This window comes from Sandaracinobacter sp. T42 (assembly GCF_059115405.1).
Genome location: NZ_CM181101.1, coordinates 1785300 through 1810445, shown reverse-complemented (window position 1 = coordinate 1810445; position 25146 = coordinate 1785300). Strand labels below are relative to the sequence as shown.

At 66.3% G+C, this 25146-nt stretch carries 26 protein-coding genes and 2 tRNA genes; 13 read left to right on the top strand and 15 right to left on the bottom strand.

The genetic code is table 11. The annotated features are described in order from the left end of the window. The first annotated feature begins 57 nt into the window (after window positions 1-57). The 4 genes from ACW9TV_RS08785 (at window position 58) to ACW9TV_RS08770 (ending at window position 3977) form a co-directional block, all read left to right on the top strand. On the top strand, window positions 58-1509 hold the full coding sequence (locus ACW9TV_RS08785; RefSeq protein WP_494303105.1) for an alpha/beta hydrolase: 1452 nt from the start codon (window positions 58-60) through the stop codon (window positions 1507-1509). Then, a complete protein-coding gene (locus ACW9TV_RS08780) occupies window positions 1506-2900 on the top strand; it encodes an alanine/glycine:cation symporter family protein (RefSeq protein ID WP_494303104.1) in 1395 nt (464 codons plus the stop codon). Before ACW9TV_RS08785 ends, ACW9TV_RS08780 begins: the two co-directional genes overlap by 4 nt. Before the next feature lie 3 nt (window positions 2901-2903). Further along, entirely contained in the window at window positions 2904-3323 is a 420-nt protein-coding gene (locus tag ACW9TV_RS08775) for an OsmC family protein (protein WP_494303103.1), read from the top strand. 78 nt (window positions 3324-3401) lie between these two features. Beyond that, the gene (locus ACW9TV_RS08770; protein WP_494303102.1) at window positions 3402-3977 is read left to right on the top strand and encodes a DUF2939 domain-containing protein; all 576 of its coding nucleotides are present in this window, start codon (window positions 3402-3404) and stop codon (window positions 3975-3977) included. Here the strand turns inward: ACW9TV_RS08770 and ACW9TV_RS08765 are convergent, their stop codons facing one another. Further along, the gene (locus tag ACW9TV_RS08765; RefSeq protein ID WP_494303101.1) at window positions 3978-4187 is read right to left on the bottom strand and encodes a DUF2061 domain-containing protein; all 210 of its coding nucleotides are present in this window, start codon (window positions 4185-4187) and stop codon (window positions 3978-3980) included. 193 nt (window positions 4188-4380) lie between these two features. On the opposite strand from ACW9TV_RS08765, the gene ACW9TV_RS08760 reads away from it, so the two are divergent. After that, a complete protein-coding gene (locus ACW9TV_RS08760) occupies window positions 4381-4878 on the top strand; it encodes a MarR family winged helix-turn-helix transcriptional regulator (RefSeq protein WP_494303100.1) in 498 nt (165 codons plus the stop codon). Window positions 4879-4882: 4 nt separating this feature from the next. Here ACW9TV_RS08760 and ACW9TV_RS08755 read toward each other — a convergent pair. From ACW9TV_RS08755 to ACW9TV_RS08745, 3 genes are all read right to left on the bottom strand, one after another. Next, a tRNA-Leu gene (locus ACW9TV_RS08755) sits at window positions 4883-4967 on the bottom strand. A gap of 82 nt (window positions 4968-5049) precedes the next feature. Further along, window positions 5050-8385: a TonB-dependent receptor gene (locus tag ACW9TV_RS08750; protein WP_494303099.1), complete on the bottom strand. Its 3336-nt coding sequence runs from the start codon at window positions 8383-8385 to the stop codon at window positions 5050-5052. Between the two features lie 254 nt (window positions 8386-8639). After that, window positions 8640-8714, bottom strand: a tRNA-Val gene (locus tag ACW9TV_RS08745). Between the two features lie 61 nt (window positions 8715-8775). On the opposite strand from ACW9TV_RS08745, the gene ACW9TV_RS08740 reads away from it, so the two are divergent. Continuing rightward, window positions 8776-9966, top strand: coding sequence for a serine hydrolase domain-containing protein (locus ACW9TV_RS08740; protein WP_494303098.1), 1191 nt, complete (start codon window positions 8776-8778; stop codon window positions 9964-9966). A gap of 3 nt (window positions 9967-9969) precedes the next feature. On the opposite strand, the gene ACW9TV_RS08735 is transcribed toward ACW9TV_RS08740, so the two are convergent. Continuing rightward, entirely contained in the window at window positions 9970-10308 is a 339-nt protein-coding gene (locus ACW9TV_RS08735; RefSeq protein ID WP_494303097.1) for a YciI family protein, read from the bottom strand. A 127-nt stretch (window positions 10309-10435) separates the two neighbouring features. Here ACW9TV_RS08735 and rpmB point away from each other — a divergent pair, with 127 nt between their 5' ends. Continuing rightward, window positions 10436-10726: a 50S ribosomal protein L28 gene (gene rpmB / locus ACW9TV_RS08730; RefSeq protein WP_494303096.1), complete on the top strand. Its 291-nt coding sequence runs from the start codon at window positions 10436-10438 to the stop codon at window positions 10724-10726. A gap of 18 nt (window positions 10727-10744) precedes the next feature. Here rpmB and ACW9TV_RS08725 read toward each other — a convergent pair whose 3' ends face one another. After that, the gene (locus ACW9TV_RS08725) at window positions 10745-11785 is read right to left on the bottom strand and encodes an esterase-like activity of phytase family protein (protein ID WP_494303095.1); all 1041 of its coding nucleotides are present in this window, start codon (window positions 11783-11785) and stop codon (window positions 10745-10747) included. A gap of 113 nt (window positions 11786-11898) precedes the next feature. On the opposite strand from ACW9TV_RS08725, the gene ACW9TV_RS08720 reads away from it, so the two are divergent. Next, on the top strand, window positions 11899-12441 hold the full coding sequence (locus ACW9TV_RS08720; protein WP_494303094.1) for a glycine zipper 2TM domain-containing protein: 543 nt from the start codon (window positions 11899-11901) through the stop codon (window positions 12439-12441). An 18-nt stretch (window positions 12442-12459) separates the two neighbouring features. Here ACW9TV_RS08720 and ACW9TV_RS08715 read toward each other — a convergent pair whose 3' ends face one another. From ACW9TV_RS08715 to ACW9TV_RS08705, 3 genes are read right to left on the bottom strand one after another with little or no spacing between them, the layout of a single operon-like run. Beyond that, window positions 12460-13668 (bottom strand): RsmB/NOP family class I SAM-dependent RNA methyltransferase, encoded by a 1209-nt coding sequence (locus tag ACW9TV_RS08715; RefSeq protein ID WP_494303093.1) that lies wholly within the window; start codon window positions 13666-13668, stop codon window positions 12460-12462. A gap of 58 nt (window positions 13669-13726) precedes the next feature. Further along, window positions 13727-14695, bottom strand: a complete 969-nt coding sequence (htpX, locus tag ACW9TV_RS08710; protein ID WP_494303092.1) for a zinc metalloprotease HtpX — start codon at window positions 14693-14695, stop codon at window positions 13727-13729. Window positions 14696-14726: 31 nt separating this feature from the next. Continuing rightward, window positions 14727-15563 carry an SDR family NAD(P)-dependent oxidoreductase gene (locus ACW9TV_RS08705; RefSeq protein WP_494303091.1) on the bottom strand — a complete coding sequence of 279 codons (837 nt, stop codon included), beginning with the start codon at window positions 15561-15563 and terminating at the stop codon, window positions 14727-14729. 53 nt (window positions 15564-15616) lie between these two features. Here ACW9TV_RS08705 and ACW9TV_RS08700 point away from each other — a divergent pair, with 53 nt between their 5' ends. Then, complete coding sequence (locus ACW9TV_RS08700; protein ID WP_494303090.1) at window positions 15617-15766, top strand: DUF1674 domain-containing protein; 150 nt, start codon at window positions 15617-15619, stop codon at window positions 15764-15766. A 160-nt stretch (window positions 15767-15926) separates the two neighbouring features. On the opposite strand, the gene ACW9TV_RS08695 is transcribed toward ACW9TV_RS08700, so the two are convergent. Genes ACW9TV_RS08695 through ACW9TV_RS08685 form a run of 3 tightly spaced genes read right to left on the bottom strand, consistent with a single transcriptional unit; the run spans window position 15927 to window position 18129 of the window. Beyond that, window positions 15927-17090, bottom strand: coding sequence for an aminotransferase class I/II-fold pyridoxal phosphate-dependent enzyme (locus tag ACW9TV_RS08695; protein ID WP_494303089.1), 1164 nt, complete (start codon window positions 17088-17090; stop codon window positions 15927-15929). Then, window positions 17087-17620, bottom strand: a complete 534-nt coding sequence (locus ACW9TV_RS08690; protein WP_494303088.1) for a YceD family protein — start codon at window positions 17618-17620, stop codon at window positions 17087-17089. The genes ACW9TV_RS08695 and ACW9TV_RS08690 overlap by 4 nt, the downstream gene beginning before the upstream one ends. Next, window positions 17617-18129 carry a ubiquinol-cytochrome C chaperone family protein gene (locus tag ACW9TV_RS08685; protein WP_494303087.1) on the bottom strand — a complete coding sequence of 171 codons (513 nt, stop codon included), beginning with the start codon at window positions 18127-18129 and terminating at the stop codon, window positions 17617-17619. The genes ACW9TV_RS08690 and ACW9TV_RS08685 overlap by 4 nt, the downstream gene beginning before the upstream one ends. 139 nt (window positions 18130-18268) lie before the next feature. On the opposite strand from ACW9TV_RS08685, the gene ACW9TV_RS08680 reads away from it, so the two are divergent. After that, entirely contained in the window at window positions 18269-18739 is a 471-nt protein-coding gene (locus ACW9TV_RS08680) for an outer membrane protein assembly factor BamE (protein ID WP_494303086.1), read from the top strand. Window positions 18740-18818: 79 nt separating this feature from the next. Here ACW9TV_RS08680 and ACW9TV_RS08675 read toward each other — a convergent pair whose 3' ends face one another. The 3 genes from ACW9TV_RS08675 to nusB form a co-directional block, all read right to left on the bottom strand. Further along, window positions 18819-20921: a sodium-translocating pyrophosphatase gene (locus ACW9TV_RS08675; protein ID WP_494303085.1), complete on the bottom strand. Its 2103-nt coding sequence runs from the start codon at window positions 20919-20921 to the stop codon at window positions 18819-18821. 157 nt (window positions 20922-21078) lie between these two features. Beyond that, window positions 21079-21990, bottom strand: a complete 912-nt coding sequence (thiL, locus tag ACW9TV_RS08670) for a thiamine-phosphate kinase (RefSeq protein WP_494303084.1) — start codon at window positions 21988-21990, stop codon at window positions 21079-21081. 31 nt (window positions 21991-22021) lie between these two features. Continuing rightward, window positions 22022-22498, bottom strand: coding sequence for a transcription antitermination factor NusB (gene nusB, locus ACW9TV_RS08665; RefSeq protein WP_494303083.1), 477 nt, complete (start codon window positions 22496-22498; stop codon window positions 22022-22024). 86 nt (window positions 22499-22584) lie between these two features. On the opposite strand from nusB, the gene ACW9TV_RS08660 reads away from it, so the two are divergent. The 3 genes from ACW9TV_RS08660 to ACW9TV_RS08650 are packed head-to-tail and all read left to right on the top strand — an operon-like array spanning window position 22585 to window position 25074. Beyond that, on the top strand, window positions 22585-23676 hold the full coding sequence (locus ACW9TV_RS08660) for an Rv3169 family protein (RefSeq protein ID WP_494303082.1): 1092 nt from the start codon (window positions 22585-22587) through the stop codon (window positions 23674-23676). A gap of 19 nt (window positions 23677-23695) precedes the next feature. Further along, a complete protein-coding gene (locus tag ACW9TV_RS08655; protein ID WP_494303081.1) occupies window positions 23696-24676 on the top strand; it encodes a phosphotransferase family protein in 981 nt (326 codons plus the stop codon). Next, window positions 24673-25074, top strand: a complete 402-nt coding sequence (locus ACW9TV_RS08650) for a hypothetical protein (RefSeq protein WP_494303080.1) — start codon at window positions 24673-24675, stop codon at window positions 25072-25074. The genes ACW9TV_RS08655 and ACW9TV_RS08650 overlap by 4 nt, the downstream gene beginning before the upstream one ends. Window positions 25075-25146 lie beyond the last annotated feature (72 nt).

The following is a 25146-nucleotide window of genomic DNA, read 5'->3' as shown; positions in this document are numbered from 1 at the left end:
CCAGCCTCGCGCATGAAAACGCTTTCGCGCGCCGCGACTTGTCGGCTACGCAAGCGCATGTCCATCGTCATGTCCACGATCAAGTATCTGCTGATCGGCGCGCTGCTGCTGCTGGGTGCCGTGTTCCTGGTTCGCGCGGTGCAGTCGATGCGCGGACCCGAACTTCAGCCATGGCACCGTCTGGTGCCGCCCGAGCCATCCGCCAGCGAGCTTGACTCAATGGACTGGGCACATTGGCTGAAGGCCGAGGACGCGGCATTCCGCTTTGTGGCTACCGAGGTGTCGGCGAAGCTTCCGCCGGATCAGCGGATACCGCAGAACCGCTACTGGGCCGATGCGCCGCTGAATCCGGCCAACCTGCGCCGTAACTGGAACCGCAGCTTCACACTGGATCCCGCCGGCGAACCGGTGGGCGCGGTGGTGCTGCTGCACGGGCTTACCGACGCCCCCTACAGCCTGCGCCATGTGGGGGATCTGTACCAGAAGCGCGGCTGGGCGGTGGTGGCCATCCGCATGCCGGGCCATGGAACCGTGCCCGCCGGCCTGGCGAACGCCCGGGCGGAACAGTGGCAGGCCGCGACACGGCTCGCCATGCGTGAGGCCATGCGCCGGGCGCCCGGCAAGCCGCTGCACATCGCCGGCTATTCCAATGGCGCCGCGCTCGCCATGATCCATGCGCTGGACGCAACCGAAAACCCGTCTCTGGGCGCGCCTCGTCAGGTGGTGCTGCTGTCCCCGATGATCGGGCTGACGCGCTTTGCCCGTTTCGCCGGGCTGGCGGCGATACCGGCGGTCTTTCCGGCCTTCGTCAAGGCCGCCTGGCTTGATGTCATGCCTGAATACAATCCCTTCAAATACAATAGCTTCCCTGTAAAGGCAGGTGCGGAATCCCACCGCGTCACCCGCATCCTGAACGACAGGATCGAGGCTGCGCGCGCCAGCGGCCGCATCAACACACTGCCGCCGGTCCTGACCTTCCAGTCGGTCGTCGATTCAACCGTCAGTGCGCCCGCCGTGGTGGAGGCCCTGTATGCCCATCTGCCGGCAAACGGATCGGAACTGATCCTGTTCGACATCAATCGCGCCGCCTATGTCGGCCCGCTCATCCGCCCCTCGGCGCAGACCGCGCTGGACAGGCTGCGCCCGACCGGCCGGCACAACTACCGGCTGAGCATCGTGGGGAATGTGACGACGGGCGATCCGGAAACCGTGGTGCGAAGCTATGCGCCGGATTCCACCGTTCCCGTCGAAGAACCGCTTGGCATTCCCTATCGACGGGATTTCTTCTCTCTGGGTCATGTCGCCCTGCCCTTCCCTCTGTCGGACGGGCTCTATGGCGCTGAACCCTCCCCGGATGATCCGCAAGGCGTCGCGCTTGGAGCGCTGGCGACCCGCGGGGAAAATGGCGTGCTGGGCATTTCCCCCGCCGCGCTGGCGCGGGTGAGTTCCAATCCGTTCATGCCCTGGGTTCTGGGGCGGATCGACCAGACACTGGGCCGCGAACAATGAGCTTCATCGATTTGATCAACGGCGGCATCGAGCGGCTTTCCGCCTTTGTCTTCTATACCGTGCCGATCGGCGGGGTGGATGTTCAACTGATCGTGCTGTGGCTGGCCTTCGCCATGATCTTCATCACCTTCTGGCTGGGAGTCCCGCAGATCCGGGGATTCTCGGAAAGCTGGCGCATCCTGCGCGGCAAATACTGGGATCCGACGGCGCCGGGCGAGGTCAGCCAGTTCGCGGCCCTAGCAACCGCGCTGTCGGGGACCATCGGTCTTGGCAATATCGCCGGCATCGGCGTCGCGCTGACGGTGGGCGGACCGGGCGCCATCTTCTGGATGTTCGTGATCGGCCTGTTCGCCATGGGCCTGAAGTGCGCGGAAGTGACGCTGGGGCTGATGTTCCGCGAGGAGATGGCGGGCGGCCGCATCCGGGGTGGCGCCTGGATCACGCTGGAGCGCGGCCTTGCCTCCATCGGGAGGCCGAAGCTCGGCCGCGGGCTGGGGCTGTTCCATGCCTTCCTGATGATCGGCGGCTCCTTGTCGCTGTTCCAGGTGAATCAGGCCTATCCGCCGATGGCGCAACAGTTCGGCTTCGATGACCGCCTGCTGTTCGGCATCTTCTTCGCGCTGATGGTGGCGCTGGTGCTGCTGGGGTCGATCCGCTGGATCGCATCCGCCACCTCGATCCTGGTGCCCGCGATGAGCCTGATCTTCATGGGCGGCTGCCTTGCAATCCTGATCGCCGGATACGACCGGATACCGGGCGCAGTCGGCCTTATCGTTTCGGAAGCCTTCAACACGCAGAGCCTGTTCGGCGGCATCTTGGGCGCCTTCGTGACGGGCATGCGCCGGGCGATCTACAGCTGCGAGGCCGGACTGGGCACGGCGGTCGCCGCCCACGCACAGGCCAAGACACGGCATCCGGCTTCCGAAGGGCTGGTGGCGCTGATCGAGCCGTTCATGGACACGGTGGTGATGTGCACCATCACCGGCATCGCCTTCGTCGTGGCCGACACCTGGAATCCAGCGACCAACGGCGGGCTGGAAGGCGTGGAGATCGCCACCGCCGCGTTCGCCACCATCGCGCCCTGGTTTCCGATGCTGCTGGCCGTCGCCGTTTTCCTGTTCGCCTATGCGACCGTGATCGCCAACGGTTTCTATGCCGCTGAAGCCTTCCAGTATCTGGCCGGGCACGGCCGGCGGCGCGAACTGCTGGTGAAGACCGCCTTCTGCTGCATCCTTCCGCTGGGCGTGATCCTGGAACTGGGCAAGATCGTCGACTTCGTCGATTCCGTCTATTTCCTGATGGCCATCCCGAACATCATCGGCGTCTATCTGCTGGCGAAGCCATTGCGGGCGGAAATGCAATCCTACCTGGCCTGGCGCAAGGGACTTTAAGAGATGGCAGACACGACGACAGCCCATGTCACGGAATCGGGCGAAAGCGACTTTGCCGTTGCAATCGAGGTTTCGGGCCACCGGCTCACCGGGGACGAACCGGTGGATCAGGGCGGCGGAAATCTGGGCCCGGCCCCCTACGACCTGCTGACCGCAGCGCTGGCGGAATGCACCGCGATGACGGTGCGCTGGTATGCCTTGCAGCAGAAATGGCCGCTGGAGCATGTGGAGGTGACGGTGACCCACCGGAAGGGCGGGCCAGGCGCCATCAGCCCCCGGCAGGACATGTTCGCCAAGCAGATCCGCCTGCGCGGCCCGGGCCTGTCTGCGGAGCAGAAGGCCAAGCTGATAGAGGTCGCCGCCAAATGCCCGGTGCAGCGCTCACTGGAAGGCACCCCCCAAATCCTGACGGACGCTGAATAGCCCATTCATCGGGGGTTCCGGCAGCAGCGTCCAAAGGCGTCCGCCAATCGCGACACTTTCGCAGGATCCTCCATTTCGATGATCATTCCCGCCCGCGCCTTCCGGCGCGCCTCGATCGCCGCCGGCTCTGCGCTGGCGCTTGGCCTCGCAACCTTCGGTGGCTGGTATGCCGCGTCGCCGCGCCTCACGCTTGGCGCGATGCAGCGCGCGGCCCTTGGCGGAGACGCAGAGGGCTTTTCCCGCCATGTGGACTATCCCGCGCTTCGCCAATCGCTGAAGAGCGAGTTGCAGGCGCAACTGGATGCGGAATCGCGCGTCAGCCAGCCCGGTTCGCTGAAGGCCGTGGGGGTCGCGATGGCCCGGGCCTTCATCGATCCGCTGGTCGATTCCGCCGTCTCGCCCGACACGGTCGGGCTGGTGGTCGCGGCGGCCGGCAATGGCGGCGCCCTGTTCGGGCAACCGGCTCTGGAAAGCCTTTCAGTACTGGCTGGCCCTGATCTTTCTGTCCGACGGGAGGGGCTTGAAGCCTTTCATGTCTCGGCAGCAGGCAATCCGCGTTCGCCGGAACTGACGTTCCGCCGGGACGGCTTTTCCTGGCGGCTGGCGGCCGTCGATCTGGATCCGCCAACGGCGGCCCCGGCCCCATCGGCCTGATCAGGCGACTCCGTCCGTCATTTCACCACCGCCCGCGGAAGCCCGGTCCCACAGCCAGTCGTGCAGGAAGAAGACGAGCGCCTGTACCGTCGGCTCCAGAAGGCCCATCGCCATCGCCGCAGCCAATTTGCCCGTCAGCACATAGGCCAGCGTGAATGCGACGCTGATGTGCACCAGCCAGTAGCTGGCAGTCTTGGCAAGTCGGCGCATGAGCGTCCCCGGAAAGCGGCAGTCCCGGCCATCTACCGTTGCCCCCGGCCTGGGCGCCAACCTTATTTGCGAATGACTCTCATTCAAGCTGCCGATCGACGAAGGCAGACTAATCGGTTTCGGATCATTCCCAATGCTGTCCGGCTTCCCCCGCCTGTGAAATGCGCGGCAGGATTGCAGCCGGAGGTTGCCCTTGCTGTCCGGTCCAGAAGCGTCACTCTACACCTTGTTCCAGCGCATCGCCGCCGTGGATCAGCTTGCCCGATCACTGGTGGAACGCGCCCTGCCCGCCGGCCTGACGCTGGCGCAACTCGCCGTGATGACGGAACTTGGCTGTGACAGGGCAGTCTTTACCCCGATGCGTCTTGCAGCTCGGCTGGGCGTCACCCGGCAGACGATGACGACGACGATCCGGCGTCTGGAACGCCAGGGGCTGGTGTGCGTGTCGGCCGATCCGGCCGACAGACGGCTGCGCCGCATCGCCCTTACGGACGCGGGACAGCTGACCCTCAATGGATGCCTGGGGCGGATCGGGCCACAGATTGCGCTGGCTGTCGACGCAGTCCCGACAGAAACGGTGCGGTCGCTGGCTGGCCCTCTTTCTGCCCTGGCAGAGGGCCTGGCCGAAGCGGTGGCGCGCAGCAGCGCTGGACACCCGGCACGGTCACAGGGGCCAAACTGGCGCCGCTGACCCATGGTACCCCCGGCCGGACTCGAACCGGCAAGCCTTGCGGCACGCGATTTTGAGTCGCACGCGTCTACCAATTCCGCCACGGGGGCAGCGGGTGCCGCCTGCTAGCGGCACTTGGGGCAAAAGAAAAGGGCGGCACCCGAAGGCGCCGCCCAAATCCTGTCATTCGCCTCAGAGGCCGTTGAAGCTCAGGCGGACGCCCAGCCGGACCTGCCACAGCGAGTAGTTGTTGTACTGCGTCAGTGAAGGATTGCGGACGTTGGAGTAGACATATTTGGTGCAGGGGGTGCCCACATTGGCGCCACCAACACAGCTGACGTTGGCCACGGTCGCCAGATAGGGGAACGCCACCTGACGAAGTGCGTTCCAGTCCTTGTTGATCAGGTTCAGGAAATTCTCGACATCGGCGAACACCTGCACCTTGCCGCCAAGCACGAACGGCAGTTCCTGGCTGATGCGGATATCCATCTTGTTGAACCGCGGCGACTTGCCGATGTTCTTGGGCGCAATCTTGCCCTGATACCCATCAAGAACGCTGTTCTCCACCAAGTTGCGCATCGCTTCGAACGCCTGCGCCGCCGTCTGCGTGGAGGTTCCGGCATAGCTGACGATCGGGTCGGCATCGATCGACGCCACGTTCGGCACATACAGGAGATAGCGGTTGTTCTGACCCGTGGTTCCGAACACGGCCGACCGGTTCGGCGTCGAATCCTGGAACACATAGCTGTAGCGCTGGCCGGACACCGAATTGAAGAACAGGTCAACGCGGCTCAGATTGTCGCCGAACAGTTCCTTCTGATACCCAACGCTCAGGCGGAACGCGCTGTCCCGCTGATAGTTGGAGATGCCGTAGGCGCTGTTGTTCGGATCCGCCGCGGCGGCCTGGCCGAAGCTGGAACCGGCGGTCGACGACGTGGCCGGGCTCACATCGCGCACGCGCTGCCAGGTGTAGGCGGCACCCAGCGAAAGCCCGTTGTCCCAATTTTTGTCGAGGCGACCGATGATGTTCCAGCTGTAGCCACGATCCGTGTTGGTCAGCAGAAGATCCTGGTTATTGCCGCCGCCCGGGTAAGCCATGTAGCGCGGACGACCATCCGGCAGGGTCCCTTGCACGGTGTTGCGCACCGAACGCAGGTCGGTCCAGGTCAGTGCGGACTTCACGCGCGACCAGATCACGTCTGCGCCCAGCTGCCAGTCATCGCCCAGCGGACCGAAGTTCGCATCATAGTCGAAGGTGGCGGCGATCCGCCATTGCGAGGGCAGTTCCAGGTTCGGATCGATGGCGTTTGTGGACGCAAGAGCCGGCCCGTTGCTTTGCAGCCGATCCAGAAGCGACTGCGGAACGCCGGTCCCGCCGGAAACATTGTTCAACGTCGCCGCGCCGAGAGCCTGCACCTCGGCGGGCGTCAGGCCGGTGATGCCGCTGATGCTGAACACATCGCCGGCGCCACGGGTGACGGTGGCAGTCGCCAGCAGCGGCCCCGGGTTGGAGAAGCTGTTGGAAATCCACACATTCGGGCTGCCACCGGCATAAAGGCCAGCCGAAAGCTTGGTGCTGAGCCTGTCTGTCGCGCGCCAGTCGGCGTTGAAGCGCGGCTGCAGGATGCCCCGACCGTTCAGCGTACCGTTGTTGGCAAAGCCATAGCGGTTGAAGAAAGCCTGGTTGAACACAGGACGATCGCTCGATTCATAAAGGTCGTAGCGCGCGCCATAGAGGATCGTCAGGTCGCTGTTCACGTCCCACACATCCTGCACGCCAAACGTCCAGGTCGTGCTGCCGAACAGGGCGCGAACGTCTGTGATGTCACCGCTGGTCGGCGTGGAGATCACCAGGTTGTTGGCGCGGCGGTTCTGAAGGTCGGCAATCGAGTCGAACCGCCAGTTGCCCGCGACATTCTGAGCAAACAGGTTGTTGAAGTCCTGCTGGCGCCGCTCGACGATCAGCTTCACATCATGGTCGTTCTGGCGAAGACGGGCCTGGAACTCCACGCCGAGCGTCTGAACGAACAGTTCGTTTGCCTGCCGCGACACGTCCGGTCCGAACTGGATACGGCCGATGTTGGCAGGGCAGTTCGGGGTCGGTGCGCCAGTCGTCGCATTCGGCGCAAGGCAGACCTGGAACTGGCCGAAGTCACGGCCATTATATGGCACCTGCAGGCGCTTGTAGTCGTTGTAGCTGACACGCACCTGGGTCGAGAAGGTCTCGGTCCAGTCGGAGTTCAGCTGGCCGACACCATAATGGTTGATCGCACCCTGCGAATAGTTGTTGGACTGAAGCGACAGCGTGGGGTTGGTGGCGGACACTTCGTTCGTGCTTGTCTGCCCTGCCAGCAGGTCGCCGTTCGAATAGATGTAGGTCAGCGCCAGCCGGTGCTTGTCGCTGATGTTCCAGTCGACCTTGGCGGCGAGCTTCTTGTCGTTTTCGGCCACGGATGTCGCGACATCCAGCGCGTCATAGCCATAGACGCTCTGCGCGATGCCCTGGATCTGATCGACGCTTGCGCGCGTCACGGCATTCAGCGTGGAGCTGAAGTTTTCACCGGCCGGCCCGACATCAGTCGGCGTCGTGTTCTTCGTTTGCTCGTAGGTGACGGCGAAGAACAGCTTGTCCTTGATGATCGGACCTGTCGCCTGAACGCCCCAGATCTTGGAGTCGAAATCACGGACGACGCGCGTATTCCGGGACCTCTTCCCAGCCATGCCGTCGTTGGTGAAGCTGTAGAATCCGGTGAAGTTGTAGTCATTGCCACCGGATTTCAGAACGGTGTTGACGGCGCCGCCCTGGAAATTGCCTTGCTGGATGTCCGCAGGGGCAACTTCAACGGAAAACTGGCCGATCGCATCCAGCGGCACCGGGCCGCGGGCGGAAGCAAGGCCCCCGGCCTCCAGGCCGAACGGATCCCCGAAGCCGATGCCGTCGACCGTGATGCGGTTGAAGCGGTTGTTCTGACCCGCGATGGAAATGGCGCCGGTGCCGTTCGTCGGATCCAACTGAACGAAGGGGCTGCGGTTGGCGAGGCTGCGGATGTCGCGGTTGATGCTGGCGACGCCGGCAATCTCCGTGGACGACATAACGGTCGCCGGGCCGGTGCCCAGCGCGATGCTGGAAGTCGAGCGGGCGGCGGTCACCTCGATCGTGGCGCCTTCCGACACGAGAACGACGGAGATCCGCTGCGGCTGGCCAGCGGAGACCGTGGAGATCGTCGCCTTCGCACCTTCGAAACCGCTCGCGGTGACGCTGATGTCATAGGGGCCGCCGATCCGCAGGTTGGCGGCGTTGAAGCTGCCGCCGGCACCGGATGTCACGACGCTCTGCGTGCCCGAAGGGACATGGACGATGGTGACGGTTGCACCGGCGAGCGGCGCGCCATTCTCATCCTGGACTTCGCCCCGAATCGTGCCGGAGACTTCCTGCGCATAGGCAGAGGTAGCGGCGAGGGCGATGATGGAGGCGGAGGCGCCGAGGCGAAGACCCGCCCAGACGAGAGTGGAAAGCCGAAATGCCATGTGAAGACTATCCCTTTTGGCAGTTAAACCAGTGGCTTGCGAACATCTGGACGGTGTTCAGTGATGATTCACGCGCGCTCGATGACCATTGGAGTCGGATGCGACCCCTGATGCCGACGCATTGGCGGTCTTATATGACAGTTTTGTTGCAGTTGAAGGGCTGCGGCATGAAGCCTGCTGGTTCCCATGCGGATTTGCGGGGCTGTTGCAGTGCAGCAACAGGTTTGGGCCAATTCTTCTTGGTGTCGGCATGATGGTGGGTGGTGAGGGTTTCGAACCCCCGGCCCTCTCGGTGTAAACGAGATGCTCTACCGCTGAGCTAACCACCCCCCTTGCGCGCCGTCACCGCCCTGCTACGCCAGTCTGGCCGAGCGATGCAAAGGGGAAATGATGCCGCTGGACCGTGACCGCCTGCAACAGATCGACGGATTCCTGAAGAACGCCTATCTGGATTCCAGCCGCCTGCCCTGTGCCCTGGTGCGCGTGATGCACAAGGGCGAGCTTGTGCACGAAAGTGTGCAGGGCTTCGCCGACGTGGCGTCACGCCGCCCGATCGACCGCGACACCATCTTCCGCATCTATTCCATGACGAAGCCGATCGTCTCTGTCGCGCTGATGATGCTGGTGGAGGAAGGCCGCCTGCAGATCGACGATCCCGTCCACCGTTACATCCCGTCGTGGAAGAATCTGCGGGTCTACGAAGGTGGCACCCTCAAGACCGGCTGGAAGACGGGCGCGCCCAGGCGGCCGATGCAGGTGATCGATCTGCTGCGCCACACCGCCGGCCTGACCTACGGCTTCCAGCTGAACACCAATGTGGATGCCGCCTATCGCCGGCTGGGCATCGGGGAGATCGAGAAAGGCGACATGACGCTGGCGCGCATGATCGAACTTCTCGCCGAGCTGCCGCTGGAGTTCTCCCCGGGGGACTGGTGGAATTATTCAGTCGCCACCGATGTCGTCGGCTGGCTGGTCCAAGTGATTTCCGGCATGCCGCTTGAGGACTATCTGGAGCGGCGCATCTTCCGCCCGCTGGGCATGGTGGATACGGGCTTCCTTGTGCGCGATGGCCAGGCCCACCGGTTCGCCACCTGTTATCAGCCCAACCCCAAGGGTGGGCTCAGCGTGCAGGATCAGGCGGAAACCTCCTCGTTCCTGAAACCGCCCAGCTTCGTTTCCGGCGGCGGCGGCCTTGTCTCGACAGCGGACGACTACATGCGCTTCGCCGAGGCGCTGCGCACAGGCACGCCCCGCCTCGTGGGCCGCAAGACGCTGGAACTGATGACGGCGAACCACCTGCCCGGCGGCAAGGATCTGCCGCAGTTGTCCCGCTCGGCCTTTTCGGAGGCCGCCTATGAAGGCGTGGGTTTCGGGCTTGGCTTCGCCACCACCACCGCCGTCCACAAGACGATGATCGCCGGCAACAACGGCGACTATTTCTGGGGGGGCGCAGCCTCCACCTTCTTCTGGGTGGATCCGGCAGAGGAACTGTCGGTCCTGTTCCTGACCCAGCTGATTCCGTCTTCGACCTGGCCGGTCAGGCGGCAGCTGCGGACGATGGTCTATTCGGCAGTGGTCTGACCGTCAGGCCGGCTTTGGCAGAACCTGACGCCAGGCCGTCACGGCCACGCTGGAAAACAGCCCTGCCCGGGCATAGGGATCATCCGCCGCAAAACTTACGGCGGCCTTCCGGTCGGGAAATTCCATCAGCAGCATGGAGCCGATCGGCAAGCCCTCGTCGTCCAGCAGGGGGCCGGCGAGGACAACCTGGGAAATGGCGGACTCCAGATAGGCCAGATGCTCTGCGCGCGTCGCGGCCCGCAGCTCGCGCTGCATGGGCTTGTCGATACAATGGATGGCGTAAACAGGCACGCCATTGTTCATGGCATGGCCGAAGGCATGGGTCCAGCCATCATCGTTCATCCTTCGGAGCACCCGCAAAGCTTGACTGTCAGACGCCCCGCAGTTATGGCGCGCGCTCGTTTTTCGGCGGGCCAACCTGGCTGCCACCGGATTCTCCGGCATCCGAATCTATCAAGGGACGTTCACTATGTCGCGCGTTTGCGAGCTTACGGGCAAGGGCCGCCAGATCGGCCACAATGTCAGCCACGCCAACAACAAGACGAAGCGCACCTATCTGCCGAACCTGCAGAATGTGACGCTGATGTCCGAAGCGCTTGGTCGCTCGGTTCGCCTGCGCGTGTCCACCCACGGCCTCCGCTCGGTGGAACATGTCGGCGGTCTGGACAACTGGCTGCTGAAGACCAGCGACGACGATCTGAGCCTGAAGGCCCGTCGCCTGAAGCGCGATGTGGCGAAGAAGGTGGCGCAAGCCGCCTGACCCGGCCGCCTCGCGCCGTCAGGGCTGACTCTGCGGCGCGGGCAGCAGTTCAAACTTCAGCAGAAGTGTGCGCTGCAACGCGTTGAAATTGTTGTCTGACATCAGATAGACAAATTTGCGCTCGCCCTCCACCCGGATGGCGAGCGCTTCCATATTGTCCACATTCAGTGGCGGCCGCAGCCGGGCAATCTCCTGCCCTTCGATCCGGCCTTGCGGGTCTGAGGGGATCTCCGCCTCGGACAGAATTGCCGACACGCCTTCCAGCGGCGTGAAGCGGCGATGCAGCACAAGATAGGAATCGCGGCCATCCGCACCCAGGCTGGCCATCGCGGTCGGCTCGTAGCCGGCAGGGGGCGCCCAGTTGAAACCCGGAACAAGCTGCGCAGGCACGCCAGAAAGCCCGACGCGCGATCCGTCCGGCCCCTTGGCGCCTTCGGCAATCACCAGCAGCCGATGCCCCTGTGGGCCAATGGCTTCCGCCCCGCCATTTTCCGGCCAGCCGGCCATTTCAGGCGGCGCCACGGCCCTGTCCGGCGCCGAGGCAAGCGATTCGGGCCTGCAGGCCGAAACATCGGCAAACCGTTCCAGCCGATGGTCCTGCTCGAAGGAAACCCAGGTGCTGCCGTCCGCAAGCCGGGCCATCCCTTCGGCATCGGCGGCCCGCTTGCTGGCCGGCACAGAGCCGTCGGGCCCTTTCAGCGGCGCGATCCACGCGGCGGAAACCCCTGTCAGCCGGCCATCCTGTTCCTGCGGTTCCAGCACGATCCAGCTTCCGGCGTCGGTGATCGCAAGAATGCGGTTGCAGCCAGGTTCCCACAGCATGTCCGAAATGCCGCCGAAGCGCATGTTCCTTGCGTTCAGAACAAGCCCGCCCATGTAGCGCAGCCGACCGATCCTATCCTGGACGGGATCGGTGTTGTTCAGCGGAATGGCGCTTGCGGACACGTCCACGGGGCTGACGATGCCCGCCCCGAGAGCGGGGCCGGCGACATACAGGCCGAGGATACCGCCAAAGGCGAGAGCTCCGGCCGAGGAGAGGAAGCGGAGAATCGGGTTCATCGATCCCGACTAGCAAGTTGGTTCGGGCCTGTCTGTGACATGAATGGGCACTTCAGCTTCGTGCAATCGCGAATCGGCGACTGTCAGCCATCAGATGCGAAAGGGATGCCACCATGAAGACCGGACTCGCAACGACTGCCGCAGTGATGATCGCCCTCACCCTTGGCACGCCTGCGCTGGCCGGTGACGGGCGCTGGGATCGCGATGGCGATCGCCGCGAATGGCGGGAAAACCGGAATGACCGCCGCGAGCGCGCCAATGCCTATTCTCAGGGCTATCGGGACGGGATCCGGGCGGAAAACCGGCGCGACCGCCAGTACCAATACAAGCAATATGGCCAGCATCGCGGTCCCAACAGCTGGCAGCCCTATTCCAACGGCAGCCGCTGGGATCAGGGCTATCGTCAGGATAATTATCCCACCTATCGCGGCGCGGCCGTTCGCGGCTCCCAACCCTATTGGTGGGGTTCGAACGGGCAGGTCTATTGCCGCAGGCAGGACGGCACGGCCGGCCTTGTCGTGGGAGCGCTGGCTGGCGGCACCCTGGGTAACATGATCGCAAAGCAGGGCGACAAGACTCTGGGCAGCGTGATCGGCGGAACGCTGGGCGCGGTGCTTGGCAACGAGATCGCCAAGGGAAATGCCCGCTGCCGCTAGGCCTGAGGGCAACGAACGCTAGGCTGGCTTGCGCCAGCGGGCGATGAAGAAGCCATCCGCCCCGCCTGCTTCTTCCCAATGGCTGGGCAGCGTGCGCACAAAACCCCCGGTCGTCGGTGTCACCCCGGCCGGGAGTTCGCTGGGCTCGACAGGGTCGGGTACCAGGCCCGCGGGAGGGGACGCCCCCTCCCCTTCCGCGGGTTCCAGCGAGCAGACGGCATAGACAAGCCGCCCGCCCGGCTTCAGCCAGGTCGCCGCCCTGTCCCGAAGGTCTGCCTGAAGCGCGATGAGCGCGGACAGGTCGAGATCGTCCTTCAGATACAGAAGGTCGGGATGGCGCCGGAACGTACCCGTCGCCGAACAGGGGGCATCCAGCAGAATCGCGTCGAACAGCGCTTCGGGCTGCCAGGTGCGGGCGTCGGCTTCCACCACTGTCGCCGCAAGGCCGGTGCGTTCCAGATTGGCCGCCAGGCGCTTCAGACGGGATGCGCTGATGTCGAGCGCCGTAACGCTGGCGCCCGCGCTGGCGAGCTGCATCGTCTTGCCGCCCGGCGCCGCGCACAGATCGAGCACCCGCCGCCCCGCTACATCCCCGAGCAGCCGCGCGGGCAGGCTGGCGGCGATGTCCTGGACCCACCAATGGCCTTCTGCGAAGCCGGCCAGCTGTTCCACCTGCTGTGATCCTTCCAGCCGCAGATGACCTGGCATCAATGAGGTTCCCCCCAGCCGTTCACACCAGTCCGCCGTGACGGCGGGATCGCGCAGACAAAGATCCGTGGGCGGAATTTCCGCCAGTCGCCGCGCGGCGGCCTGTGCCTCCGCTGCGCCCCAGCTTTGCGTCCAGCGGGTGGCCCAGCGGCCCGGCAGCGTCGGTTCCGGCAGTTTCGCGCGGGTGCGGATCAGCGTGGAAAGGATCCCGTGCGCCAGCCGGCGCGGACCGCCTTCCAGCAGGGGAAGTGCCGTCGCGATGCTGGCGTGCGCGGGCGTTTCCAGCAGCAGCAGACCGGCCAGCGCCACGCGCAGCACCTGCCGTGCTCGTGCGTCCGGCGGTAGTGGCTGTCGGGTCGTGCTGTCGATCAGGCTGTCCAGCCCCGGAAGATTCCGCAGGACACCGCCTGTCAGCGCCCGTGCAAGCCCCCTGTCGCTGGGGGCAAGCCCCTTGAGAGCGGATTCCAGCTGTCCGTCCAGGGGACGGCCCAGTACGACAACCGCATGCACCAGGCGCACGGCAGCAGCCCGGGCGGCAAGCCCCGGCACATCCTGAGCGCCTGATGCGCGAACCCGTTCAGCTCCAGGGATTGCGCGTGTCCCGCTTGCCGGTTCCCCGGTTGCCGTTCAGACCCAGCGCACTGGGCTTTCGCGCGGCGGTCTGGTCGCGAACCGGCCATGGGCTTGCGGCAGCGGCATCGAGCTCGGGAATCGACGATCCCGCCATCGCCTCCAGCGCGGCGATCCGGTTTTCGGCCGCCGGATGGGTGCTGAACAGATTGTCGCGGACACCGCCCAGGCCGGGGGCGACGATATAGAGCGAGGCCGCCGCCGGATTGGCTTCGGCAACGGGATTGTGGATGCGCTGCGCGGCGCCCTGAAGCTTGGCCAGTGCGGAGGCCAGCTTGATCGGCTGACCGGAAATTTCAGCGCCCATCGCATCCGCCCCATATTCGCGGGTGCGGCTGATCGCCATCTGCACCAGCGCCGCCGCCAGCGGGGCGACGATCATGGCGACAATCGCGGCCAGGGCGTTGGACTGGCCGTTTTCCCGGTTCCCGCCGAAGAAGAAGGCGAAATTGCCCAGCATGGAGATGGCGCCCGCAAGCGTTGCGGTCACCGTCATCACGAGCGTGTCGCGGTTCTTCACATGCGCCAGTTCGTGCGCCATCACGGCGGCGATTTCATCGCGGTCCAGAATCTGCATCAGGCCGGTGGTGGCGGCGACGGCGGCGTTTTCCGGGTTCCGGCCCGTGGCGAACGCATTGGGCTGCGGCTGTTCGACGATATAGACCCGGGGCATCGGAAGCCCCGCCCGCTGCGCCAGCGGAGCGACGATCTGGTGGAGGGGATGATCCGGGCCGACTTCCTGCGCGCGGTGCATCTTCAGCACCATCTTGTCGCTGTTCCACCAGGCGAAGACGTTCATGCCCGCCGCGAACAGCAGGGCAACGATCATGCCCGACCGGCCGCCGATGAGGAAGCCGACACCCATGAACAGCGCCGCCATGGCGGCCATCAGCATGAAGGTCTTTGTCCGGTTCATGCCCTGCAACATGGCCCGCATGCAGGAAAAATCAACGGTCCGAACCCCCAAGAAAGCTGCCGATCCGCTTCCAGTAGCTCACGGGGAAGATCCGCACCATCCAGTCGATGAAGCGGGCGTCCGGTCCGATCAGAACCCGATGCTGGCCCTTTTCCATGCCCCGTATGATGGTTTCGGCGGCCTCGTCGGGCGTGGTGCGCACCGCCTTTTCGAATTCGGCTGCGCTGTCGATGCCTTCGGGCGTGCCGGGCATGTGGGCGATCACCTTGGAATTGCGCGCCACATTGGTGCCGACGCCCCCCGGATGCACGCGGATGACCGTGATGTTCGGATCCGTCACCTGCAATTCCAGGTGCAACGCCTCCGTCAGGCCGCGGACGGCGTATTTGGAGGCATTGTAGGCACTCTGCGTGGGGTAGCCCATCATCCCGAACACGCTGGAAATGTTCACGATCCAGCCGCTGCCCTTCGCTGCCGCGCGCGCCTTCACATGGGGCAGCGCCTGCCGGCAGCCTTCCACCACCGCATCGAAGTTCACGGCCATCACCCGGTCGAAATCGTCCTTCGGACAATCCGCGAAGGGGGCGACGACGGACAGGCCCGCGTTGTTGATGATGCCGTCCAGACCGCCGAACTCGGCCACCGCGCCATCGATCCAGCCTTGCAGCGCGGCATGGTCCGTCACGTCGAATGCCTTGCTGCTGTGCGGATAATTGCCCAACAGGCGCGCGGTTTCGGCAAGGCCGGCCGCATCCTTGTCGGCCAGCACCACGGTCGCCCCCCGGCGCGCCAGCCCCAGTGCCAGCGCACGACCGATACCGCTGCCCGCGCCGGTCACGGCGATCACCTTCCCCTTCAGTTCGGGCATCCATCCTCCCCACGGTTTTTCGTTTGCCTTGCTCCCATGCTAGGAGGACCGGCATGCGCGATAAAGAGACCCCCGAAAAGAAAGAGGCACCAAAGGTGCCGCAACCCGCCAATCCGAAGCCGACCGAAGTGGGTGGACGCAAGGGACCGGAACCTACCCGCTATGGAGACTGGGAAAAGAACGGCATCTGTTCGGACTTCTGAGCGGCGCGCCTGCCCTTTTCGTTCAGCTTTTCGCACATTTCGCACTGCCCTGCGCGCGCGTGGCCGGATGGCCGGGTTTCCCCTGTGCGGGGAGCCGGGCGATCAGACGGTTGCACCATGCTCCTGCCCTGCCACGGGCGGGCGGGCGTAGGAAAGGGCCTCAGCCCAGCGCGCGGCGCGCCCCTGCCAGCCGTTCCAGCGCGGCGTCGATCGTGGCCGGGGCCTTGGCGTGGCAGAAGCGGACCACGCTTGCGGGCGCGTCCGCGTATTCGAAGAAGGCGCTGACGGGGATGCCGGCAACGCCGTGCCGGTCCACGAGGCGGGTGCAGAAATCCACGTCCGTCAGGGCGATTCCCGAAGCCGCGAGGTCGATGGAAAGAAACCATGTCGCCTCTGACGGCAGCACCGCATAGCCCGCCGCCGCCAGCCCGTCCGCCAGCCGGGCGCGGCCCGCTTCCACCTCTGCCCGCATCGCAGGCAGCCATTCGCGTTCGCTGTTCAGCCCGAATGCGACCGCATCCTGAAGGGCGGGCGGCGTGGTGAAGGTGAGATACTGATGGGTTGCCGCAATCCTTGCAGCCAGCGGCGCGGGCGCCAGCGCCCAGCCGACCTTCCAGCCCGTCACCTGGAAGATCTTGCCCGCCGATCCGATCTTCACCACCCGGCCAGCCAGCGCCGGATCGGTCGCAAGGCTGACATGCGGGCGGGCTTCGGGCCGCACCTCTTCCCAGACCTCGTCCGCGACGATGCGCAGATCATGGGCCAGCGCGACGTCGCGGATCGCGGCCCGCTCCGCTTCATCCAGCATCCGGCCGGTGGGGTTCACCGGGTCGTTGACGAGGATGAGGCGGGTGGCGGGCGTGACCGCCGCTTCCAGCAGGTCCCGGCTGATGCGCCAGCCCGGCGGGGACAGGCGCACGAACTGCGGCAGCCCGCCGGCCCGGCGCACCAGCGGGGCGTAGGCGTCGTAGGCGGGCTCGATCACGATGGCTCCGTCGCCAGGCGACACGAGGGCGAGGATCGTGGCGGCCAGCGCCTCTGTCGCGCCACTGGTGACGACGATGTCCGCGGCGGGATCGAACGCCAGCCCCTGGGTGTCGGCGTAGAAGCCGGCCAGCGCCGCACGCAGCGCATCGGTGCCGCGCATTCGGGGATAGTGGTGCGGGCCCGCCAGCATCAGGCGGGCGGCTTCGGCGCGAACGGATGCGGGCCCGGCGGAGTCGGGAAAGCCCTGCCCCAGATTGATTGCGCCCGTGGCGACGGCCCTTGCCGACATCGCCTCGAAAATGGTGGTGCGGACCGGGATGGGCCCCGCCCCGGTCATTGCGGGCGCAGCTTCGCGAAGGGGTTCGCCGCCTTCTTGTCCGCTTCCGCCTGCGCTTCGGCCTCGGCCTCTGTCGTGAGGTGGCGACGGGCCTTTTCCAGCACGTCGGACGCGGCGCGCGGCCAGGGATCAAGCGCCAGCGCCAGCGACTGCGCGACGGCCTCCCCGAGGTCGATCGAGTCGCCCTCTGTCGGCAGGATGTCGAGCGCGCCGGCTTCCAGCTCCACTTCCTCGCGGCCGTCGTCGGCCGGCTCGAAGCGCAGGGCGAGTTCTTCCTCGACATGAGCCGGAACGGGTTCCCCGGAAACGATGCAGGTCTGCACCACGTCCGCGACCAGCCGGCCCGTCAGTTCCGCTCCGTCGCGGCTGCGGCTGACATCCAGCCAGGCTTCCAGCCGCCCGATCGATTGCAGGCTGAAGCGGGCGGTGAGCGCGGCGCGCGCAGTTTCGCCTGCAACCAGATGATGCGCCTGCGGCCGGGGCGAAAGTTTCGCCAGTGCCACGAAATGGGAAAATTCGCGCGTCGTCATGGGATGCGCCCTTCAAGAAGCTGCGGAATGGGGGTTGCGGCGATCCGGCCCGCAAGGGCGCGGACCGTGGCTGCAAGATCGTCGGCAGCGCCTTCCGGCGGATCGCCGCGATAGACATTGCGGGCCAGCGCCTCTGCAAGCGCCTGCGGCGGCGCCGTGGCGGCCAGCGCTTCCCGGTAGGCGCCGAGGCGGCCGCCGAGCGCCCCCATCATCCGGCCCATATGCTTGCCGATCACCATGTCGCCGATGCCGATGTCCCGCAGGGATCCGTCCATGTCCTCCACGAAACGTTCCGTCAGCAGCGCCTGTTCCTTGCGGAGATCCAGCGTTTCCAGCCGGATTAGGACGAGGCTGGTGACAAGCGCGACCATGTCGAAGCGGCCGTCGAGGCTGTCGGCCACCTGATGGCGGGTGTAATAAAGGGGGTCTCGCGCGGTTTCGGTGATCCACACCCACAACGGCATCAGCGGCGGAGCGGGCGGGTTCAGCAGGCGCTTCAGAAGGGACATTCACAGGTTCCTGGGCCGTGCGGAACGCCGGGCCCTTGCGACGAGCCGACGCCCGCTTGCTTGCAAGGGCGGCATCGGGAGCGCATATGACGCCGCGAGCCGCTGCTATCAAGCGGCAGAGATGATACCCGGAGAGCCGATGCGCCGACCCCATGCCCGACAGGCCCTTCTTCTGGTGCCTGCCCTTGCCCTGTTCGCTGCCGGTTGCGCCAACCGGCAGATGCAGAACAATCAGGGCTATATCGCGGACGAAGAACTCGCGAGTTCCGTGCAGCCCGGGGTGGACAACAAGCAATCCGTCGAACGGGCGCTGGGCCGGCCCACGCTGCAAAGCCAGTGGGATCCCAATGTCTGGTATTATGTTTCGCGCAATACGCGGCAGCTGGCCTTCGCCCGGCCGGTTCCCAAGGACCAGCGCGTGATCATCGTGCGTTTCGCACCCGACGGATCAGTGGCCGCGGTTGAGCGTCGCGGACTGGAACAGGTGGCCAACATCAGCCCCAATTCCGACAAGACGCCGACGCTGGGCCGGGAGGCGACCCTGCTGGAAGACCTGTTCGGGAACATTGGCACGGTCGGCGCGGCGCCGGGCGGCGGCGGGCCGCAATAACCCGCCCCGGCATTGCCGCCGCAAACGAAAGGGGCCGGAGGATCATATCCTCCGGCCCCTTCGCTTTCCAGCTTCGGCCTCAGCCGTGTGCGAGCGCTGCCAGCAACAGCAGTGCCACGATGTTCGAGATCTTGATCATCGGGTTCACCGCAGGCCCGGCGGTATCCTTGTAGGGATCGCCCACGGTGTCACCGGTGACCGCCGCCTTGTGCGCATCGGAACCTTTGCCGCCGTGGTGGCCGTCTTCGATATATTTCTTGGCATTATCCCAGGCTCCGCCGCCCGATGTCATCGAGATGGCGACGAAGATGCCCGAAACGATCACGCCCAGCAGCAGCGCGCCCAGCGCGGCGAAGCCGTTGGCCTGCCCCGCAACCGCGGTGATGATGAAGTAGACAAGGATCGGCACCACCACCGGCAGCAGCGAGGGGATGATCATCTCCTTGATGGCCGCCTGGGTGACGAGGCCCACGGTGCGGGCGTAATCGGGCTTGGACGTGCCAGCCATGATGCCTGGGTTGGTGCGGAACTGCTGGCGCACCTCCTCGACCACCGAGCCGGCTGCGCGGCCCACCGCCGTCATCCCCATGGCGCCGAAGATGTAGGGCAGCAGCGCCCCGATCAGCAGGCCGACGATGACATAGGGGTTGTTCAACGAGAAGTTCACCGAGAGAGCGGCGAAATACTTGTCGAGGTCGGCGGTGTAGGCGCTGAACAGCACCAGCGCCGCGAGGCCCGCCGAGCCGATGGCATAGCCCTTGGTGACGGCCTTGGTGGTGTTGCCGACCGCGTCCAGCGCGTCGGTGCGTTCCCGCACTTCGCCCTCCAGACCCGCCATTTCGGCGATGCCGCCGGCATTGTCCGTGACCGGACCATAGGCGTCCAGCGCGACGACCATGCCGGCGAGCGCCAACATCGAGGTGGCGGCGAAGCCGATGCCGATCACGCCGGCGAACTGATAGGCGATGATCATCCCCGCGCAGATCACCAGCGTGGGAAGTGCGGTCGCCTCCAGGCTGACGGCGAGGCCCTGGATGATGTTGGTGCCGTGGCCGGTTTCCGACGCCTTGGCGATGGAACGGACCGGGCGATAGTTTGTGCCGGTATAATATTCGGTGATCCACACCATAAGGCCGGTGACGGCCAGGCCCACCATCATCGACCAGAAGAGGTCCATGGGGGTGAAACCGCCGGTGCCGTCGGCCGCCTGGCCGCCGACCACCGCCGTCATGTCGGGGAAGATCAGCATCGTCGCGACATAGAGCGCCGGGATGGAGGCGACCGCCGACACGATGAAGCCCTTGTAGAGCGCGCCCATGATGTTCCTGGACGAGCCGAGCTTCACGAAGAAGGTGCCGAGGATCGAGGTGAGGATGCAGACCCCGCCCGCCAGAAGCGGCAGGGCCATCAGCTGGCCAAGATACTGGCCACCGATCAGCAACGCCGTCAGCACCATGGTGGCGCCCACGGTGACGACATAGGTTTCGAAAAGGTCGGCCGCCATGCCGGCGCAATCGCCGACATTGTCGCCGACATTATCCGCGATGACGGCGGGGTTGCGGGGGTCATCCTCCGGAATGCCGGCTTCCACCTTGCCGACGAGATCCGCGCCGACGTCCGCCGCCTTGGTGAAGATGCCGCCGCCCAGGCGCGCGAAGATGGAGATGAGCGAGGCGCCCAGCGCGAGACTGACGAGGCTGTCGATCACGACCCGGTCATCGACGGCGAAGCCGAGCTGCCGCGTGAGGACGAAGAAATAGCCCGCGATGGCGAGCAGCGCGAGGCCGGCGACCAGAAGCCCGGTAACAGCGCCGGCCCGGAACGCCAGCGTGAGGCCCGCCTGCAGACCCTGCCGCGCCGCCTCCGCCGTTCGGACATTGGCGCGAACCGAGATGTTCATGCCGATGAAGCCGGTGACACCCGACAGCAGCGCCCCGATCAGGAACCCGATCGCCGGATGGATGCCGAAGAACAGATACACCAGAACCAGCGCCACCACGCCGACGACGGCGATGGCGCTGTACTGCTTCCTGAGATAGGCGCCCGCCCCTTCCTGGATGGCGGCTGCGATTTCCTGCATTCGCGGGTTGCCCGCCGGTGCGGCCAGCACCTGTCGCGTGGTCAACAGGCCATAGAGCACGGCCACAAGGCCGCACAGAATGGCGATCAAGACAAAATCCATCAGTCCCCTACCCCTTATATCTGAGGCGCGCCCCCTCCCAAGGGTCACGCCAGTTACGGGCCTTCAACCGGGCGCATCCAGGCAGACAGGCCCGGCGAATGGCGAAGTTGTGACACTGAGGATGCCTGGGCGCAACCCGTCGTGCGCGGAGGCCGGCTCAACGATGTTGATAGCCCATCCGGGTAGGGGTTGCGCCATCCAGCAGCAGGCCCGTGCCGGGCCCAAGCGCACCGATGCGGCCGACAGGGGTTCGGGCGGCGGCGGCGGCGGCGGCGACCATGTCGCGTGCCGAAGGGGGGGCTGCGAACAGCAGTTCATAATCGTCGCCCATGGCGGCGAGTTCCGCGACCGGAACGCCCGTTTCGCGTGCCGCATCGCTGAGGGGAACGGCGGCCGAATCCAGCCGAACGGCAAGGCCAGACGCCGCGGCGAGGCGGGCGGCATCGATCAGCAGGCCGTCCGACACGTCCATCGCAGCACTGGCGATCCCGCGCAGCGCAAGGCCGAGCGCGAGGCGCGGGCCGGGGCGGCGATAGCGTTTCAGCAGCGCAGCCCTGCCTGGCGCGCCCGCAGAGACAGCGAAACCCTGCGCCAACCGGAGCCCCAGCCCGGCATCGCCGATCGTGCCCGACACCCACAGATCGTCGCCCGCCGACGCGCCGCCGCGCGACAAGGCGCTGCCCGGCGCCACCTGCCCCAGCGCCGTCAGCGACAGCACGCTGGCCGGGCCGGTGCGGATGGTATCCCCGCCCAGCAGCGGCGTCTCATGCGCATCGAGGCACTGGATCAGGCCGCGCAGCAACTCGGCCGCCCAATCCGGGCCACGCGCGCTGCCGATGCCGGCCCCCATCAGAACACCGACCGGGCGCGCGCCCATGGCGGCAAGATCGGACAGGTTCACCGCCGCCAGCTTCCAGCCGATGTCGGCGGGCGGGCAATCCGGCGTGAAATGCACCCCTTCGGCCAGCATGTCATGCGTGGCGACAAGATCCTGCCCCAGCGGCCAGCCGAGGACGGCCGCGTCGTCGGCAAGCCCGCGCGCCGCCGGATGGCGGGCAACAGCCTTCAACCGGGCGAGAAGGTCGGCCTCGAGGTCCAGTTCAGGCCTCTCCCTCGCGGACGCTGCGGCCGAGGCGGTCCAGCAGGGCGTTCACGAAGCCCGCTTCCCGCTTTTCATAGAAGGCATGGGCGACATCGACATATTCCGAGACGACCGCTGCGCGCGGCACATCCGGGCGCGCGACCAGTTCATAGGCGCCTGCGCGAAGGATCTGGAGCATCAGCCGGTCGAGCCGGTCCAGTGTCCAGCCGGTGCCGAGGAAGCTGGCGACGAGGGCGTCCAGTTCGTCCAGGCGGGCGAGCGTGCCGGACACCAGATCGTCAAAGAAGGGCCGGTCCGCGGCCGAGAGCTGCTCGCCCTCCACCTCTGCGCCCAGGCGGTGATCGTGGAATTCGGCGATCAGCCGCGCCTGCGGCGTGCGGGCGGAGGCATGCTGGTAAAGCGCCTGCACGGCGGCGAGCCGGGCGGCCGACCGGCGGCGGCGGGCATCCGTAGCGGGGGTGTTTTCAAGCGTCATGCCGCCGCCATTAGCGGCTGCCAGTCCCTTTTGCGAGGGTTGAGCGTGGCCCCGCCGTTCGCCACGATGCCCCGCGGGAGAGAGACATGCTGACCAAGGCCGACGACTATCCGGTGCACCAGCGCCCGGAGCCCATCGCAACGGCGGGCACCGACCGGAACTTCTACGACCGCTATTTCTTCAACGCGCAGGCACCGGATGGCAGTTGCTTCCTGGCCGCGGCGCTGGGGGTCTATCCGCATCTGAACGTGATGGATGCGGCGGTCTGCTGGATGGAAGGCGGCAGGCAGCGATCCGTCTTCGCTTCGCGCCTGATGGGCATGGAACGGATGGATACCCAGGTCGGGCCGATCTCCGTCGAGGTGGTGGAACCGCTGAAGCGGCTTCGGCTGCGGCTGGCGGAAACCGACGGGCTGGCGGCCGATCTGCTGTTCGAGGGACGGCACGCGCCGATCGAGGAGCCGCGCTTCACCTGGCGGCAGGGGCCACGCACCATCATGGACGTGACCCGGCTGACCCAGAACATGGCCGTATCCGGATCGGTGACCGTGAATGGCCAGCGCATCGGCGCAGAAGGCTGGCGCGGCACGCGTGACCGCAGCTGGGGCATCCGGCCCATCGGCGCGGCCGATCCGCAGGGCGTCGCACCGCCCGTGCCGCCGCAATTCTACTGGATCTGGGCGCCGCTCAACTTCGACGGCCATGCCCTGTTCTTCCACACCAACGACGATGGCGACGGCACAGCCTGGAACCGGTCTGCCGTGCTGGTCGATCTGGCGAGCGGGGCGGAAACGAAGCTGGCGGCACCGGCCTATGCCCTGCCCTATCGACCAGGCACCCGCCGTGCCGCCAGCGCGACGCTGACGGGGCGGATGGCGGGCGGCGAGGTGACGGTGCGGCTGACGCCGGAAGCCGAATTCCACATGCACGGGATTGGCTATGGTCACCCGAAGTTCGGCCATGGTGGCTGGCGCGGCGAGCTGGACGTGCAGACGGAACGCTTCGACGCCGGCGGATCCGATGCGACCAACCCGCTGAACGCGCACCTTCAGGCGCTGGTGAAGGCCGAGCTGAGACTGCCGGACGGCAGCACCCATCAGGGCCGTGGCGTGCTGGAACAGCTGTTCATCGGACGACACGCCCCGTCGGGCTTCCGCGAGTTTTTCGACCTTGCCTGAGGCGCAGCTGACGGCGCTGATGTCGCGCCTGTGGGGTGCGCCAGTCCGCGTGGACGAGGTGAGCCGCTTCCACGGCGGCGCCGCGCGCGAGACATTCCGTTTCCGGGCCACGGCCGGAACGCGATCCGAATGGCTGGTGATGCGGCGCGATCCGGCGGCCAGCCTGATCGACACATCGCGCGAGGTGGAGTTCCATGCCATCGGCCGCGCCCATGCCGCCGGGCTGCCCGTGCCGGAGCCCGTGCATCTGGATAAGGATGGCGCCGATCTCGGCTCCCCCGGATTCGTGATGAAGGAAATCCCCGGCGGACGCGCGGCTTCCCCCTTCGATCCGGAAGGCTATGGGGCAAACGCCGCCGGAACGGGGGTGGCGTTGTTCACCGCGCTGGGCAAGCTGCACGCCATCGTGCCGGACGAGGCCGACCGGGCGGCGCTGCCGTTCCAGGATGCCGCCGGGCGGCTGGCGCACTGGAAGGCGGAAATCGATCGCCACAGGCTGCGGCCGGAACCGGTGGCCGATGCCGTGTGGCGCTGGCTTTCGGCGAACATCCCGCCGCCGTCCGGCCCGTCGGTGCTGGTGCATGGCGATTTCCGATCGGGCAATTTCCTTGTCGATGCCGACAACCGGCTGCTCGCCGTGCTGGACTGGGAAATGGCCCATCTGGGGGACGCCATGGAGGATCTGGCCTGGGTGATGGACCCGCTCTGGGGCCATGGGATGGCGGATGTCGTGGCCGGCACCTGCCCGCGCGACACCGCGATCGCGGCCTGGGAAGCGGCATCCGGCCGATCATTCGATGCGGCGCACTGGCGCTGGTGGGAGCTGTTTTCCGCCTATCAGGGGCTTGCCATCTGGATCACCTCCGCCTTCGAGGTGGCGACGCAGCGCACAGCGGACCCGGCGATCCTGTTCGCGGCCCTGCACCCCTATCGCTTCCACAACTGGCATGCGGCGCAGTTGCTGAAGGCGGCGAAGCAAGGCGAGGAGGCACGGGCATGAGCCTTTCCAACCCCGAATCGCTGGGCTGTTTCGCGATGGCGCAGGGCGTGATGGTGCTGCCGCCACTGGGCGAAAGCTATGCCGGAAAATCCGGGGCCGCCATCGCCGGGCTGCTGGTGATGCTGGCCGACGGCGAGGACCAGCGCATGGCGCGGCGCATCGATCTGCGCACGGAAATGGCCGGGATCCTGCCGGAAACGGCCCCCCTTCCGGGCGAAGGCTGGTACACCGGGCTGGATCGGCTGATGGGACTGGTGTCTGCGGCGCTGGAGAAGGCGGAAGCAACGGATCCCTTGCTGGCGGCCCGGCTGCTGGACTGGCTGATCGAATGGACCGCGAACGAACGGCTTGTCATTCCGCCGCCGCCACCGGCCGATCCGGCGTACCCTCCCGCTTGACGATGCGCGGGCTGGGTGCGAGGAGCCCGTTCAGCTTCGGGAAACGGGCCGGACCGCAAAGGCTGGCCTGAA